Below are 14441 nucleotides of genomic sequence, written 5' to 3'. Positions count from 1 at the left end.
CCGCTTTCGGGCACGCGCCTGTGCCGTCAGCGGTCCCGGGTCAAGCCCGCGCTGCCCCAATCGTCAAAAGGCGAGCGGCGTCACGACCTTCACGCCTTCCAGCGCGCTGGCCTTGGCGACCACATCTGCCGGGATCGGCATATCGACACTGAGCAGCAGCACCGCCTCCCCGCCCGCATCGCGGCGGCCAAGGTGGAAGGTGCCGATATTGATGCCGTTTTCACCCAGCAACGTACCAATCCGGCCAATAAAACCCGGCGCGTCCTCGTTGACGATATAGAGCATATTGCCCTCCAACTCGGCCTCGATCCCGACACCGAAAATCTCGACCAGCCGGGGTGCCTCGCTGCCGAACAGCGTGCCTGCAACCGAACGGTCACCTTGCTCGGTGCCCACTGTAACGCGCAGCAGCGTATGATAGACGCCTTCACGGTCATGGCGGATTTCGCGGACGTCCAGCCCCCGCTCCTTGGCCAGATAGGGCGCGTTGACCATGTTCACCGTGTCCGAATATTGGCGCATCAGACCCGCCAGCACCGCGCCGGTAATCGGCTTGCCATTGAGGTCTGCCGCCGACCCTTCGCGTTCGATGCTGATCTGCGTCAGATTGCCATGCGCCAGCTGCCCGACCAGGCTGCCCAGGCTTTCCGCCAGCTTCATGTAAGGGCGCAGCTTAGGCGCTTCTTCGGCGCTGAGGCTGGGCATATTGAGCGCATTGCTAACACCCCCATTGACCAGATAATCGGCCATCTGTTCGGCCACCTGCAAGGCAACATTGACCTGCGCTTCGGTGGTGGAGGCGCCCAGATGCGGGGTGCAGATGAAATTGGGCTTGCCGAACAACGGGCTTTCCTTGGCGGGCTCGCTTTCGAACACGTCCAAGGCCGCACCGGCGATGTGGCCGCTTTCAAGCAGCTCGGCCAGCGCCGCCTCGTCGATCAACCCGCCGCGCGCGCAATTGACGATCCGTACGCCCGGCTTGGCTTTTGCCAGATTTTCAGCCGACAGGATATTGCGGGTTTCGTCGGTCAGCGGAGTGTGCAGCGTGATGAAATCCGCGCGCGCCAGCAACTCGTCCAGCGTGACCTTTTCAACCCCGATCTCCACCGCGCGGTCCGGCGTCAGGAACGGGTCGAAAGCCACCACTTTCATCTTCAGCCCCAGCGCCCGTGCCGCCACGATCGAACCGATATTGCCCGCACCGATCAGGCCCAGCGTCTTACCGGTGACTTCCACGCCCATAAAGGCGTTCTTGGGCCACTCGCCCTGCTGTGTGCGGGTGTTGGCTTCCGGGATCTGACGGGCCAGCGCGAACATCATCGCAATGGCGTGTTCGGCGGTGGTGATCGAATTGCCGAAGGGGGTGTTCATCACCACCACGCCCTTGCCGCTGGCATAGGAGATATCGACATTGTCGACCCCGATACCCGCGCGGCCAACGACCTTGAGATTGGTGGCCGCATCCAGGATCGCAGCCGTCACCTTGGTGGAGGACCGGATGGCAAGCCCGTCGTAATCGCCGATCCGGGCGATCAGCTGTTCGGGGGTCTCGCCAGTGATGACATCGACATCGCAGCCGCGCTCTTCAAAGATGCGCGCAGCATTGGGGTCCATCTTGTCGGAGATGAGAACTTTTGGTTTGGTCATGATAATACCTTCGTCATCCCGGACCTGATCCGGGATCGCTATAGGAAATTTGGTTGGAGCGTGCGGCGAGCGATCCCGGCTTGCGCCGGGATGACACGCTATTTCTGCAGCTCTGTGTAAGCCCATTCGATCCACGGCAGCAGGCGTCTCAGATCCTCCTGCTCGACCGTGCCGCCGCACCAGATGCGCAGCGAAGGCGGCGCATCGCGATAGCCATTGAAGTCGTAACCGACATCAAGCTGTTCCAGCTGCTTGGCGATCTGCTTGGGCACATAGGCCTGATCTTCGGGCGAGAGGCTGTCGTAATAGTCGCCCTGAAACACGAAGCAGACGCCGGTATTGGTGCGCTGCGCAGGGTCGGGCACCATATTGCGCAGCCACGGCGTGGCCTCGATCCAGTCGGTGACGATCCTGGCATTGGCATCGGCGCGTTCGAACATCGCCTGGCGGCCGCCAATGCTTTTGGCCCATTCCAGCGCCGCGATATAATCTTCGGTGGCCAGCATGGACGGCGTGTTGATGGTCGCGCCTTCAAAGATCGCGCGGTTCAGCTTGTCGCCCTTCTTGATGCGGAACAGCTTTGGCAGCGGCCACTGGGGATCATAGCTTTCGATCCGCTCGACCGCTTTGGGGCTGAGGATCAGCATCCCGTGCTGCGCTTCGGACCCCATGACCTTCTGCCAGCTGAAAGTGGTGGCATCCAGCTTGGCCCAGTCCATCTCCATTGCGAAAACGGCGCTGGTGGCGTCATTGATCGTAATGCCCGCGCGGCCCGGTTCCAGCCAGTCGGTGTTCGGAATTTTCGCACCGCTGGTGGTGCCGTTCCACGTAAAGACAACGTCATTGTCCTGCGGGATCGATGCCAGATTGGGGATCTTGCCATAATCGGCATCCAGCGTGGTCAGGTCGGCCAGCTTGAGCTGCTTGACCGCATCCTGAATCCACACATTGCCAAAGCTTTCCCACGCCGCAACCGTCGCGGGGCGCGCACCGAGCATGGTCCACATCGCGCATTCCAGCGCGCCAGTGTCCGAACCGGGCATGATACCGACCAGATAATCATCGGGCACGCCGAGCAGCTCTTTGGTCAGATCGATGGCATATTTCAGCCGCGCCTTGCCAACGGCAGAGCGATGCGAACGGCCCAATGCTTCGGTTTTGAGATTGTTCGCCGACCAGCCTTTGAATTTGGCGGTGGGGCCGGACGAAAAGAAAGGACGCTCAGGCTTGAGCGCAGGGGTATTGGTCATGTATTCTCTCCTTACAGAGAGCTCGCGCGGCGTTGGGACCGCGTGGCCCGTCGGCCGCAGTAATGTTGCGCCGCAACATGTCAATGCGAAATAGGTATGCAGCGCCGGGCCGGTTTGGCGACACGGTGAACTCCCTCTCGCCAAATGCGTCCAGCTTGCCTATGGGCGCGCTGATGAACGTGTCGGATCTTCGCATCGCGCTGGTCAGCGGGAATTACAATTACACCCGTGACGGGGCCAATCAGGCGCTCAACTGCCTGATGGGTTATGTCATGGGTAAGGGCGCGCAGGTTCGGGTCTATTCCCCCACCGTGCCAACCCCCGCCTTTGAACCCACGGGCGAGCTGGTCTCGCTGCCATCCTTCCCACTGCCGGGTCGCAGCGAATTCCAGTTTCCACTGGGCCTGCCGGGCCGCGTGCGAGACGATCTGGAAGCGTTCAAGCCCAATGTGCTGCATGTTGCATCGCCTGATGTGTCCGCCCACCGCGCGGTCAGCTGGGCGCGTGACAATGATGTGGCGGCGCTGGCTTCGGTGCACACGCGGTTTGAGACCTATCCGCGCTATTACAAGATGGGTTTTCTGGAACCCGCTGTCGAAGCTATCCTGCGGCGGCTGTATCGCCGGTGCGATGCGCTGGTGGCCCCCTCGCCAAGCATGATCGAAACGCTGCGCGAACAGGAGATGCATCACGACATCTCGCTGTGGTCGCGCGGTGTCGATCGCAATGTCTTCGGCCCCGACAAACGAGACGCGGCATGGCGCGCCGAGCTGGGACTGGCGCCGGACGAGGTCGCTATCGGATTTCTGGGCCGACTGGTGATGGAAAAGGGCCTCGACGTGTTTGCCGACACCGTCGTCGAATTGCGCCGCCGCCAGGTGCCGCACCGCGTGGTGGTAATCGGTGAAGGCCCGGCGCGCGCATGGTTTGAAAAGGCGCTGCCCGGCGGGATTTTCGTCGGCTTCCAGTCCGGCCCCGATCTGGGCCGCGCGCTGGCCAGCACCGATCTGTTCTTCAACCCTTCGATCACCGAGACATTCGGCAATGTGACGTTGGAAGCTATGGCCAGCGGCCTGCCCGTGGTCGCCGCCGGGGCGACCGGCAGCACCAGTCTGGTACTGGACGGCGAAACCGGCGCGCTGGTGCCCACGGGCAGTGCAGAGGCCTATGCCGACGTGCTGGAACGCTATTGCCGCGATCCGCAGCTGAGGCAGGCGCACGGCGCGGCTGGCGAGATGCGCAGCCGCGAGTTCAGCTGGGACGCAATCAACCAGGCAGTGGTCGACGTCTATCTGCGGCTGGCAAAAGCCCGCGCCAATGGCGACGCGCGCAGCTGACGCTTAACGCAGCACACCCTTGTTGCGCATGCTGACTGCATAAATCAGCAGGAATGTGGCAATTGACCAGATGACGATTGTGAAAATCGTATTGCTACCGCCAGATGCCCATTCGGGCATTCCGCGCGCCAGCTGGCCAAAGGTCGATCCGGCAAGCCCAAACAGCGAAATCGCAAAGGACCATACGGCATAGCGTGAGCGCAGCAGCAGCAGGATCGATCCGATCAGCGCGCCCCAAACGCCCAGAGCCCAACACGCGTCGATCCATGCAGGCAGGTCCTGAAAATATGCGAGCGCGGTGGCGCCATCGACGCCCATCATCTCTTCAGAGCTTTTGAAATAGTCCAGATTGCCAGTCTGTGTCTGGATATAGTCATAGGGTCCGATCGCATTCCATGCCGTTGCCAGCGCACCGATCAGCCACAGGTGCCAGGGGGTTTTCGTCGTCGTCTCAGTATCCATAACTGTTCCTCCCGCTTGCGGCCCGCACCCAGACTATCGCCTGCGGCGCGGAGCGCAAGTTTGGCCGGGTCAGAGCCGCTCGATCTTCTTCGCCAGATCATCCACCAGATCGACGATCTCAGCGATTTTAGCGTCGTTCAGATCACCGGAGCGCGCGCGGTTTTTGAGAACGGCGGCAAGATTGCCTGCCGCCCGGAACATCTCGGGTGTGGCAAAGGCGCCGCGCTTTTCGGCATGGCCGGTCAGGCGTTCGAGCAGCGACTCAACCTCGCTCGACCGCTCTTCCAGCTCGGCGCGCCCGCTGTCGGTCGCTTCATAGTCCTTGCGCGCTTCGTCACCGCCCGTCGCCTGACGGATCGCGCCTTCGTCTTCCAGCAGTGACAATGTGGGGTAAACCGTGCCGGGACTGGGCGCATAATGGCCGCCGGTCATCTCTTCGATAGCTTTGATCAGCTCGTAACCGTGGCGCGGTTCCTCGGCGATCAGATGGAGTAGCAGCAGTCGCAATTCGCCAGAGCCGAACATCCGCCCGCGCCGCCGTCCACCGCCGCGTCCGCCCTTTCCAAAGGGGCCACCGGGGCCAAACGGGCCATCGGGACCGAACGGACCCTTGGGGCCAAATGGGCCATCGGGTCCAAACCCACCGCTCCAGTCACCCCAATCACTGCCCCAGTTTTTGCCTGAGCCGTGACGACCGGAATTGGCTGCCATCATGGCAATCAGCGGCCACGCGCTGCGGCGGCTGCGTTTGTTGCAATGTCTGTTCATGAGAATATCCTGACCTATCTAAGATGGCTCTAAGATATATCTTTAAGGATTGAATGCAAGTGCCCCGGTGCAAATTTCGCTGTGCCCGCCTATCTAGCCGCAATGCCCGACCTTTTTGACGATGATCCGCTTCCCGACAGCAAGCCTGCCCCGCTGCGCGAAGATGCGCCGCTGGCCGACCGGCTGCGGCCCGCGATACTCGCCGAGGTGATCGGACAGGAACATCTGACCGGCCCCGAAGGCGCAATCGGGCGCATGGTGGCGGCAGGGCGGCTGTCCTCGATGATCCTGTGGGGGCCACCCGGTACCGGCAAGACCACCATCGCGCGGTTGCTGGCCGACAGCGTTGGAATGCGCTTTGAAAGCGTCAGCGCGGTGTTTTCCGGCGTCGCCGATCTCAAGAAAGCCTTCGCCGCCGCCGATCGGGCCGCCGAGGCGGGACAGCGCACGCTATTGTTCGTGGACGAGATTCACCGCTTCAACCGCGCGCAGCAGGATGGCTTCTTGCCGTTTGTGGAACGCGGCACGGTGACGCTGGTGGGTGCCACCACCGAAAACCCCAGCTTCGCGCTCAACGCCGCCCTGCTCAGCCGTGCACAGGTGCTGATCCTCCAGCGGCTGGATCACAAGGCGCTCGACCAATTGCTTGACCGCGCGGAAGGTCTGGAAGGCCCTCTGCCGCTCACCCCGCCCGCGCGTGAGGCGCTGGTGGCGAGCGCCGATGGCGACGGGCGGTTCCTGCTCAATCAGGCGGAAACGCTCTACAATGCCATGCTGGGCGAGCCGCTCGATCCCGCAGCCTTGGGTGCCTTCCTCCAACGCCGCGTGGCGGTGTATGACAAGGATCGCGAGGGGCATTACAATCTGATTTCGGCGCTGCACAAGGCGGTGCGCGGCTCCGACCCGCAGGCAGCGCTGTATTATCTGGCGCGGATGCTGGTGGCGGGCGAAGAGCCGCGCTTCCTTGCTCGCCGACTGGTCCGCATGGCGGTGGAGGATATCGGCATGGCCGATCCGCAGGCGCTGACCCAATGCATGGCGGCCAGGGATGCCTACGAATTTCTGGGCAGTCCCGAGGGCGAGCTGGCGCTGGTGCAGGCATGCATCTACCTCGCCACCGCGCCGAAATCGAATGCGGTCTACAAGGCGCAGAAATCGGCTTTTAAAAGTGCGCGCGAAACCGGCAGCCTCACGCCCCCGCAAAACATCCTCAACGCGCCCACCAAGCTGATGAAGGACATCGGTTACGGTGCAGGCTACAGCTATGATCACGACGCTTACGAGGGCTTTTCGGGCGACAATTACTGGCCCGAAGAAATGGACCCGCAAACCTATTACCAGCCCGTGGAACGCGGGTTCGAGCGCGACATTGCCAAGCGGCTGGACTATTGGGACAAATTGCGGCGCGACCGCGAATGAGCCGCTTTTCGCATTTCCTCGCCATCGACTGGTCGGGTGCGAAAGGTGGGCGGCAGAAGGGCGTTGCGCTGGCGATTGCTGATGCTGATGGCGGGCCACCAGTGCTTGCCGCGCATCGCTGGAGCAGAGAAGATGCGCTTGCCGTGCTGCGCGATGGCTTGCCCGCCGATACGCTAGTCGGCCTGGATCTCGGGATTGCTCTGCCCCACGCGGATTGCGGCGACTATTTCCCCGGCTGGCCCGGCTCGCCCCGCGATGCGCAGGGCCTGTGGGCGCTGATCGAGGCGGTTTGTGCCGGGGAGGCCAATCTGGGTGCTAGCAGCTTCGTCACACATCCCGAATTGCGCGCCTATTTCCGCGACGGTGCAAATACCGGCGCGCAGTTCGGCTGCGACGGCGCAGAGCATGGCCGCGGGCGGTTGCGCGTTACCGAGCACGCGCAGGCGGCGATGGGGTGCAAACCGTATTCCAATTTCAACCTCGTCGGTGCGGCGCAGGTGGGCAAATCCAGCCTGACGGGCATGCGAATGCTGCACGCGCTGCGCGGGCACCTGCCGGTGTGGCCGGTCGATCTGCTACCGGACAAAGGTTCGGTGGTGGTGGAGATTTACACCAGCCTGGCTGCGCGCGAAGCGGGGCGCAGCGCGGCGAAATCCAAGATGCGCAGCTTTGAGGACTTGAACCATGCCCTTGCCGCGCTGGGATCGCCGCCCGTCACCGGCAGCGGCGCGATTGACGATCATTCCTCCGATGCGCTGCTGACCGCTGCATGGCTGCGCGCGGTCGCGGATGATCCGCGCCGCTGGAACCCGGCGGGCCTGACCCCGCAGATCGCCCGGACCGAAGGCTGGACCTTCGGCGCGCTTTAGATCTCGGGCAATTTGCCGCTGAACACCGACCAGCCGGTGCGCAGCGCAATATCCGACAATGCTTTGGCTCCCAGCAGGCTGGTCCCTGCGCGGTTCAGCCCCGGCGACCATACCGCAATCGAGGCGCGGCCCGGCACGCTGGCCAATATGCCCCCGCCCACCCCGGACTTGCCGGGGAAGCCGACTTCGAAAGCGAATTGACCCGAATTGTCGTAATGTCCGCACAGCAGCATCAGCGCATTGATGCGCCGCGCCCGGCTGGGCGAACACATTGTCACGCCGGACACTGGATCGGTGCCGTCAAACGGCAGAAACAGCGCGCTTTCGGCCAGTTGGCGGCAGCTCATCGCCAGCGAGCACTGGCGGAAATAGACCGACAGCACATCTTCGACCGGGTTCAACAGCCGCCCGAAATCGGCGAGGAAATAGGCCAGCGAACGGTTGCGCGAACCGGTCTGGCTTTCCGAACGCGCGACCTCCGTATCGATAGTGACCCCTTCGTCACGCGCCATCAGCCGCAGCCGGGCGAGCAGATCGTCGATGGCGACTTCGGGGCTGCGGTCACCAATAAAGCGGTCAGTCGTCACAATCGCACCGGCGTTGATAAACGGATTGCGCGGCACGCCCTTTTCGCGTTCCAGTTGCAGGATCGAATTGAACGGATTGCCCGACGGCTCGCGCCCGACCACATCCCACAGCGCCGGTCCCTCACGCTCCAACGCCAGTGCCAGCGCAAACACCTTGGACACCGACTGGATCGAAAACGGCACATCGGCGTCACCCGCGCAGTAAACCGGCCCGTCGCGGGTCGCCATCGCAATGCCGAATTGCCGCGGATCGACCAGCTCCAGCGCCGGGATATAGCGTGCAGGTGTACCGCTGCCGCGCTGGTCCGCCAGCGCCTCCCACGTTTCGTCGACAATGCGCTGCAAATCCATGATCCGCCGATAGTCCGCCGCCGTCCGGCGCGCAATGCAGGCGCGATATGAAGATTGTCGCTATCAAGAGACTGGACGAGCGCCCCCGTTTCGCAATAAAGGGCGCCGCTGCCAATCGGCACGCCGGCTTAGCTCAGTTGGTAGAGCACCTGATTTGTAATCAGGGGGCCAGGGGTTCGAATCCTCTAGCCGGCACCATTTCCGCCAAGGCGGAAATGGGTTTTTGTCTGCCCTATCGCTGCGCTGCTTGAGGGCGTTCTTGTCTGCCCTACCGCTGCGCTGCTTGAGCGCGGGGCTCAACCCCGTCCGCGATAACCGCTGACGCCCTGGTCGGGCAGCCACAGCCCCTCGGGCGGAGCGGCGCTTTGCCAGAATACGTCGATCGGAATGCCGCCGCGCGGATACCAATAGCCGCCGATCCGCAGCCAGCGGGGCTGCATTTCGTCGAACAGGCGCTGGCCGATGCCCACGGTCACATCTTCGTGAAATCCGCAGTGATTGCGGAAGGATCCCAGGAACAGCTTGAGGCTTTTGGATTCGACGATGGTTTCGCCCGGTGCGTAATCGATCACCAGATGCGCGAAATCGGGTTGACCGGTCACCGGGCACAGCGATGTGAACTCCGGCGCGGCGAAGCGGACCATATACAGCTGGCCGGCGCGCGGATTGGGCACATAATCCAGCTCGGCCGCTTCGGGAGAGGCGGGCAGCGCGGTATTGGCGCCAAGGAATTTGGGTGCAGGTGTGTCGCTCATGCCGCGCATTTGCCGTGAAGCGTGCGCGGGTGCAAGCCGGGGGTTGGACTGGCGGCCTTCAGTACCTATTCAGCGCGCATTCGCATGGATGCCCATGCAACGGCAGATTTCTCCTGAATATGATGTTTCGACCAAGCTTCCTGACCCTCGCTCTCGCATTAGTGGCAGCTGCGCCCGCCGCGGCGCAATCCGCGCGCTCGCCGCAGGATTTCCAGCTGCCGCCCGCTCCAACGCCGACGCCCGAATCGCGTGTTCAAGGTCCTGTGGACGAGGAAAGCGGCGTGATTCCCGTAAGGCCCCGTGTAATCGCGACCTCCAAGCCAACCCCTGCTCCCGCTCCGCGCCCGTCGCCTGCTACCGGCGCGGTGGTTGCCACCCCAACGCCAACACCAGCGCAACCTACGCGCACCGTACCCTCGCCGCGCCCGCGCCCCTCAGCTTCGCCATCGCAGCGCGATCAGGTCACGCCGGTCGAGCGGACCCCCGTGACGCCAGCCGAACCGCTTCCGCTGCCCTCCGACACGGGCGCGCCGATGCCGCCGCCGATCCCCACGGACGCTACCACTCCCACCGATCCCGCATTTACCCTGCCCATCGATGATACGGAGAGCGAAGACAGCAACTGGCCCCTGCTCGCCGCGCTGGCAGCCCTTGCGGCATTGCTGGCTGCCGGTTTCGCATTCTGGCGGCGACGTCAGGCCAGTCGGCCGCCGCCGGAGATCGAGAAGCCGGTGGTCGCCGGAGCCACTGCGCGCCCTGCCGCGCCTGCTGACCAGACAGTCATCCTGCGCGCCGAGGCGGTAAAACTGACCCGCAGCGTGGCCTTCGCAACGCTGAAATACCGGCTGACGTTGATCAATCGCACACATGCGGCGCTGAAGGATGTGACCGTGGGCGCGGATATCGTGTCCGCCCATGCGCAATCCCCTGTTGATCAGCAGGTCGCCAATAGCGGCACTGCCATCGAAACGCGCCACACCATCGCGCGCGTCTCGCCCAGCCAGAGCATGACCATTGAAGGTCAGGTGCAGATGCCACTGGCGCAAGCGCAGATTATCCATCAGGGGCGCCTGCCGCTGCTGGTGCCGCTGCTGCGCGTGCGCGTGGACGGGGCGGGCGATGGCGCACTGGTGAAGACCTTTGTGATCGGTCAGGGCGTACCGGGCGGCGGGCGGCTGCAACCGTTCCGGCTGGATGATGCGCCGCGCAGTTATGATGCGGTGGCGCAGCGCGAGCTGGCGTGAGTCGACTTGAGGCCCCGCGCTCGCTAGGCCTCGGTCATGGATAATCTCGTTTCAACCGAATGGCTCGCTGGCCAGTTAGGCACTCCCGATCTGGTGGTGCTGGATGCCAGCATGCACTTGCCCGACAGTGGCCGCGATGCGCGCGCCGAATTTGGCCAGCAGCATATACCCGGCGCACGGTTCCTCGATCTGGACAGCTTTGTCGACAGCACCTCGCCAGTGCCCAAGGCGTTGCCATCGGCAGAACAATTCGCAGTCCGCATGGGCGCGCTGGGCGTTCCGCCCGGCAGCCGCGTGGTGCTGTATGATGACAGCATGATCCGCAGTTCAGCCCGCGGCTGGTTCGTTTGCGAATTATACGGCATCGCACAGGTCGCGATTCTCGACGGCGGCTTGGCCAAATGGCTGGCTGAGGGCCGCCCGACCGAAAGCGGCATGGCCGAATTTCCGGCGAGTGACTTTCCCGTGCCCGGCACTGCGCGTGAAGTACGCAGCAAGGCCGATATGCTCGCCAATTGCGCGGCCTGTGACGAGCAGGTGGTCGATGCACGTGACGCGGGCCGCTTTGCCGGAGCAGAGGGTAGCGGTTCGGATGGCCATATCCCCGGCGCCTGCAATCTGCCGTTCGGGCGGCTGTTTGCAGAAGACGGCACATGGAAAGACCCCGAAGCCATTCGCGCCGAATTCACCGCCGCCGGGATCGCACTGGACTCCCCCGTCATCACCAGCTGCAACAGCGGGATGACCGCATCGGTGCTGCTGTTCGGCCTTGCCCGCGCGGGCAAAGGTGACGCGGCGCTGTATGATGGCAGCTGGCTGGAATGGGGCGCAGACCCCGCCACTCCAAAACAGAGCGGTCCCGCCGACTGATATGGCCAAGGAAGGCGACACGCAGCGCACCGCAGCGACCACGCTGGTGACCGGCGGCCGCTCGGGCGATTTTGCCCGTCATGTGGTCAATCCGCCCGTGTGGCGCGGCAGCACGCATCTGTATGACAGCTGCGAGGATCTTCGCAGCCGCAAGGGTTCAAATAAGGATGGCGAGTTCTTCTATGGCCGCCGCGGCGCGCCGACGCAGTGGGCACTGTCCGAAGCGCTGACCGCGCTGGAACCCGGCGCGGCGGGCACAGTGCTGTATCCCAGCGGGCTGGCGGCGATTGTCGGCGCGCTGCTGGCAGTGTTGAAGCCAGGCGACGTGCTGCTGGTGTCGGACAATGCCTATGACCCCACGCGCAATACAGCGGCGGGCCTGCTGAAACGCTATGGTGTCGAGCACCGTTTCTTCGACCCGCTCGATATGGATGCCTTTGCCGACGCATTTTGTGATCGGGCCCGCGCGGTGTTCCTCGAAAATCCCGGCAGCCTGACGATGGAAGTCTGCGACATTCCCGCGCTTGCCCGGATTGCGCGTGAGCATGACGCGGTCAGCCTGGTTGACAACACTTGGGCCACCGCGCTGGGCTTTCCTGCGCTTGAACATGGCTGCGATATCGCGATTACCGCGCTGACCAAGCATGTGGGCGGGCATTCGGACGTGATGATGGGTTCTGCCGCAGCAGGGGACCGCTGGTATCGCAAGTTGCGCCTGACCGCGCAGGAGCTGGGCCATGTGGTCAGCCCCGATGATGCCGCACTGGCGCTTCGCGGACTGCGCACAATGGGCGTCCGGCTGGAACGGCAAAGCGCAAGCGCGCTGGCGCTGGCACAATGGCTGGCAGCGCGCGACGAGGTAGCGCATGTGCTTTGCCCCGCCCTGCCCGGCACCCCCGGCCACGAATTGTGGCAACGCGATTTTTCCGGCAGCTGCGGACTGTTCAGCTTTGTGCTGGCTGGCCGCGATGATGCGGCGCGGTGCCGCTTCGTCGACGCGCTTAGCCTGTTTGGCATAGGCTATAGCTGGGGCGGGTTTGAAAGCCTGGCCCTGCCCTTTGATGTCAATCCAGTGCGCAGCGTGATGGCATGGCCCCGCGCGGGCTGGGGGCTTGAGGACCGGCACGCGGTTCGCCTATCGGTCGGACTGGAAGACGCCGGTGACCTGATCGCCGATCTTGAACGCGGGTTTGCCGCCATGAACGAAGGATAGACGTGCAGGCATCGCCCACCCCCTCGCCGGAGACAACGCCCGAGCCACCCGCAATCGAACAGGCGTGGAGCCTGTCCGAAGATGCGCCCGAGCAGGGCGTCGCCGCAGCCGAGGGCCTGCGTGACGCGGTCGCCAAGCAGAGCGATACGCTCGGCTCGCTGGTGGATTCGCTAAACAGTCTGGCGATCAGTTTCGGCGATGTGCGAATATCCTTGTGGGATGTGCTGATCGTCGTCGGCGTGATCGTCGGCGTACTCGCGCTGGCGTGGTTCCTTGCCAAGCTGGGCCGCCGTATGGTCCGCCGGGTGACCAAGCTGGACCCGTCGCAGCAATTGCTGGCGGAAAAGCTGGTTTCGATCCTGGTGTGGGCCGCCGCGCTGTTTATCGGGATCGATCTGCTGGGTATCGACCTGACCGCGCTGGCGGTATTCTCCGGCGCGTTCGGTCTGGCTATCGGTTTCGGCCTTCAGAAAACCTTCGGTAATCTGATCGCCGGGATCATCCTGCTGATGGACAAATCGATCAAACCGGGCGACGTGATCGCAGTGACCGACACTGCTGGTCAGCAAAGCTTCGGACAAATCCGCAAGATCGGTATCCGGGCCGTGTCGATCACCACGCGTGATCAGCGTGAATATCTGATTCCCAACGAAAATCTGATGATCAATCAGGTGGAAAACTGGTCCTATTCCTCACGCAATGTGCGCATTCAGGTGCCGGTGGGTGTGTCCTATAATTGCGATCTGGACCTGGCCGAACGCCTGATGTTGCAGGCAGCCAAATCCTCCAGCCGCGTGCTAAAAGCGCCGCCGCCAACGATCTGGCTGGACGGTTATGGTGACAGTTCGGTCGATTTCATTATCCAGTGCTGGATCAAGGACCCGGAAGAAGGCGTCGGCAATGTCCGTTCCGCTGTGCTCAAGAAGCTATGGACGCTGTTTGCCGAAGAAGGCGTCGAAATCCCCTTCCCGCAGCGTGACATCCATTTGCGCAACAGCGACCAGCTCGACAAATTGATCGAGTTGATGGCGCGGCGCGAGGAAACGCGCGGCCCTGATGGCAATGCCTGACTTGCCGCAGACGCAGGCGCGCGTGTTTCACTGGAAATGCTTTGCCTTTGGCTGGGTGCCCGCATGGGCGCTGGCGATTTTTCTGGCGAGCGCGGCGATTGCCGCTGCGGGCCTGTCACCGCTGGCCAACGGCCAATCCTTCGGTGCCGGGATGTTCGCGGTGGCGGACGAGGTTTCGCCAATGGCCAAGCTCGGCTTCGGGCTGATCTTCGGCGGCTTGGCGCTGGCCGCACGCAAGCTGCTGCGGCTGGAGCGTGCGATGTTGCGGCTTGCCGATATTCTGGCGGCCATCACTGCGCAGCTGTTGGCACTGGCGCTGATCCCCGCCGACTGGTCGCGCGGCTACGGCATCGGCCTGACCGGCGAACGCTTCGCCACCGAAACATTGCCGATCTATCTGGCCGCTGCGCTGGTTGCGGGCTCGCTGGTCACACTGGCGGAGGGATCATGCCTCAGCAATCGCCGCGCGCTGGGCAAAGTTACAGACTGAGCCCCAAGGATAGCTTGCAGGTGCGGTAGCGGCGATTTCAAAAGCTGATCTGTCCAGCCGCACATTCATTCTGATTGGCGCGAAACAGCGGCATCCCGCATTTTCGCAG

The 14441-nt window shown here is 63.3% G+C and carries 14 protein-coding genes and 1 tRNA gene; 9 read left to right on the top strand and 6 right to left on the bottom strand.

Annotated elements, in window-relative coordinates; all coding sequences use genetic code 11:
- Positions 1-63 precede the first annotated feature (63 nt).
- Together serA and FEV51_RS05435 are read right to left on the bottom strand one after the other, a co-directional pair.
- Positions 64-1647 carry a phosphoglycerate dehydrogenase gene (gene serA / locus FEV51_RS05440; protein WP_138616745.1) on the bottom strand — a complete coding sequence of 528 codons (1584 nt, stop codon included), beginning with the start codon at positions 1645-1647 and terminating at the stop codon, positions 64-66.
- Positions 1648-1745: 98 nt separating this feature from the next.
- Complete coding sequence (locus FEV51_RS05435; protein WP_138616743.1) at positions 1746-2897, bottom strand: phosphoserine transaminase; 1152 nt, start codon at positions 2895-2897, stop codon at positions 1746-1748.
- A 173-nt stretch (positions 2898-3070) separates the two neighbouring features.
- On the opposite strand from FEV51_RS05435, the gene FEV51_RS05430 reads away from it, so the two are divergent.
- A complete protein-coding gene (locus FEV51_RS05430) occupies positions 3071-4234 on the top strand; it encodes a glycosyltransferase family 4 protein (protein WP_138617250.1) in 1164 nt (387 codons plus the stop codon).
- A 3-nt stretch (positions 4235-4237) separates the two neighbouring features.
- Here the strand turns inward: FEV51_RS05430 and FEV51_RS05425 are convergent, their stop codons facing one another.
- On the bottom strand, positions 4238-4696 hold the full coding sequence (locus FEV51_RS05425) for a hypothetical protein (RefSeq protein ID WP_138616741.1): 459 nt from the start codon (positions 4694-4696) through the stop codon (positions 4238-4240).
- 69 nt (positions 4697-4765) lie between these two features.
- Positions 4766-5464 carry a PadR family transcriptional regulator gene (locus FEV51_RS05420; protein ID WP_246034452.1) on the bottom strand — a complete coding sequence of 233 codons (699 nt, stop codon included), beginning with the start codon at positions 5462-5464 and terminating at the stop codon, positions 4766-4768.
- A gap of 102 nt (positions 5465-5566) precedes the next feature.
- On the opposite strand from FEV51_RS05420, the gene FEV51_RS05415 reads away from it, so the two are divergent.
- Together FEV51_RS05415 and FEV51_RS05410 are read left to right on the top strand one after the other, a co-directional pair.
- The gene (locus FEV51_RS05415; RefSeq protein WP_138616739.1) at positions 5567-6883 is read left to right on the top strand and encodes a replication-associated recombination protein A; all 1317 of its coding nucleotides are present in this window, start codon (positions 5567-5569) and stop codon (positions 6881-6883) included.
- A complete protein-coding gene (locus tag FEV51_RS05410) occupies positions 6880-7752 on the top strand; it encodes a hypothetical protein (RefSeq protein ID WP_138616737.1) in 873 nt (290 codons plus the stop codon). The genes FEV51_RS05415 and FEV51_RS05410 overlap by 4 nt, the downstream gene beginning before the upstream one ends.
- Here FEV51_RS05410 and FEV51_RS05405 read toward each other — a convergent pair.
- Positions 7749-8690: a glutaminase gene (locus FEV51_RS05405; protein ID WP_138616735.1), complete on the bottom strand. Its 942-nt coding sequence runs from the start codon at positions 8688-8690 to the stop codon at positions 7749-7751. The genes FEV51_RS05410 and FEV51_RS05405 overlap by 4 nt on opposite strands.
- 122 nt (positions 8691-8812) lie before the next feature.
- Here FEV51_RS05405 and FEV51_RS05400 point away from each other — a divergent pair.
- Positions 8813-8888 (top strand) — tRNA-Thr (locus FEV51_RS05400).
- A gap of 98 nt (positions 8889-8986) precedes the next feature.
- Here the strand turns inward: FEV51_RS05400 and queF are convergent.
- Entirely contained in the window at positions 8987-9445 is a 459-nt protein-coding gene (gene queF, locus FEV51_RS05395) for a preQ(1) synthase (RefSeq protein ID WP_138616734.1), read from the bottom strand.
- Positions 9446-9930: 485 nt separating this feature from the next.
- Here queF and FEV51_RS05390 point away from each other — a divergent pair, with 485 nt between their 5' ends.
- The 5 genes from FEV51_RS05390 to FEV51_RS05370 are packed head-to-tail and all read left to right on the top strand — an operon-like array spanning position 9931 to position 14332.
- The gene (locus FEV51_RS05390) at positions 9931-10689 is read left to right on the top strand and encodes a hypothetical protein (protein WP_138616732.1); all 759 of its coding nucleotides are present in this window, start codon (positions 9931-9933) and stop codon (positions 10687-10689) included.
- 36 nt (positions 10690-10725) lie between these two features.
- The gene (locus FEV51_RS05385) at positions 10726-11559 is read left to right on the top strand and encodes a sulfurtransferase (protein ID WP_138616730.1); all 834 of its coding nucleotides are present in this window, start codon (positions 10726-10728) and stop codon (positions 11557-11559) included.
- A gap of 1 nt (position 11560) precedes the next feature.
- Positions 11561-12772 (top strand): cystathionine beta-lyase, encoded by a 1212-nt coding sequence (metC, locus tag FEV51_RS05380; protein ID WP_138616728.1) that lies wholly within the window; start codon positions 11561-11563, stop codon positions 12770-12772.
- Positions 12773-12774: 2 nt separating this feature from the next.
- Positions 12775-13842, top strand: a complete 1068-nt coding sequence (locus tag FEV51_RS05375) for a mechanosensitive ion channel family protein (RefSeq protein ID WP_425466593.1) — start codon at positions 12775-12777, stop codon at positions 13840-13842.
- Entirely contained in the window at positions 13829-14332 is a 504-nt protein-coding gene (locus tag FEV51_RS05370; protein ID WP_138616724.1) for a hypothetical protein, read from the top strand. Before FEV51_RS05375 ends, FEV51_RS05370 begins: the two co-directional genes overlap by 14 nt.
- Positions 14333-14441 lie beyond the last annotated feature (109 nt).

The sequence above is a fragment of the Qipengyuania marisflavi genome, assembly GCF_005884405.1.
Taxonomy (GTDB): domain Bacteria; phylum Pseudomonadota; class Alphaproteobacteria; order Sphingomonadales; family Sphingomonadaceae; genus Qipengyuania; species Qipengyuania marisflavi.
This window is presented reverse-complemented; position numbering and strand designations above follow the sequence as displayed.